The sequence below is a fragment of the Teichococcus deserti genome, from assembly GCF_001982615.1.
In the GTDB taxonomy this organism is placed as follows: Bacteria; Pseudomonadota; Alphaproteobacteria; order Acetobacterales; family Acetobacteraceae; genus Pseudoroseomonas; species Pseudoroseomonas deserti.
This window is the reverse complement of the sequence record NZ_MLCO01000459.1, coordinates 1-943: the sequence shown is the minus strand read 5'-3', so window position 1 is coordinate 943 and position 943 is coordinate 1. Positions and strand designations below refer to the sequence as shown.

Genomic DNA, 943 nt, shown 5'->3' with positions numbered 1-943 from the left:
GCGGTGGCCTGCTCGGCCAGCGGGCGGGCCGGGCCGGGATCGGCCGCGGTCAGCGTGTCGCGGTAGAGCAGGTCCTCGAGCTGCGGGGTGAGGACGTAGAGAACGCCGGTCAGCGCGGCGACCAGCAGGAAGGGGCCGACGAAAAGGCCGACATAGAAATGCAGCCGGGCGACGAAAGCCTTGAGCTCGGCCGCCTGGCTGGCGCGCGCGGCCCCGGCATCCCGGGATGGGTTGGCAGGCATGGTGCAGCGGATCCTGAAGAGGACGACGGGTCGGCGCGGGTCACGCGCCGGGGCGGGTCGACGGTCCTCAGGCCTGCGGCGGCGCCCGCGAATGGCGGATGGCGGGCGGCGGGGCGAAGCTCAGCGCCTCGACCTGGGCGGCCATGGCGATGGCAGGGCCGGCGACCAGCCGCGGCGCCGGCAGCACCGGGCCCGGCACCAGGTCGGCCCCGGTCAGCGGGGCCTGGCACAGCTGGCAGCAGCCGGCCGCCTTGGGCAGGCCGGCAGGCTCCTCCGGCAGGGGCTGGCCATCGGGGCCGAGGCGCAGGTTGTGGAAGCCGTCCGGCGTGCAGATGACGATGGTCTCGGCCGCCTGGGCGGTGCCGGCCATGCCGCCCAGATGCGGCCACAGTCCCGCCCCCCACTGCAGCAGGAGCAGCAGGGCCAGCAGGCGCAGCAGCGGGCGGGCCGGGGCGGACATGGCCTTCCCAGCGTAGCAAGGTTGCGCGCGGCCTGTCATCGGGCACGCCGGGGGCATTTTGTCCGCGCCGCTTTCCCGGGCGGCGCTTTGCCGGCCCGCGGGGTGGCGCTATCCTCGCGCCCTGCCCGCAGCGCCCCGAGCCCCATGCCGCCCGACGAACCGCCACCCGACACGACCAACGGCACGACCAACGACCGGAACCCCGCCCCGCGCGCCTCCAGCGCCGCCCAGCAGGAGCGCG

General features: G+C 76.1%; 2 protein-coding genes. Both read right to left on the bottom strand.

Features of this window, described 5'->3' with window-relative positions:
* Window positions 1-242, bottom strand: a 242-nt coding sequence (locus BKE38_RS28970) for a PepSY domain-containing protein (protein ID WP_131829786.1), incomplete at its 3' end; no start/stop codon positions are given.
* A gap of 67 nt (window positions 243-309) precedes the next feature.
* Complete coding sequence (locus BKE38_RS28965) at window positions 310-702, bottom strand: DUF2946 family protein (RefSeq protein ID WP_076960579.1); 393 nt, start codon at window positions 700-702, stop codon at window positions 310-312.
* Between the last annotated feature and the right edge of the window lie 241 nt (window positions 703-943).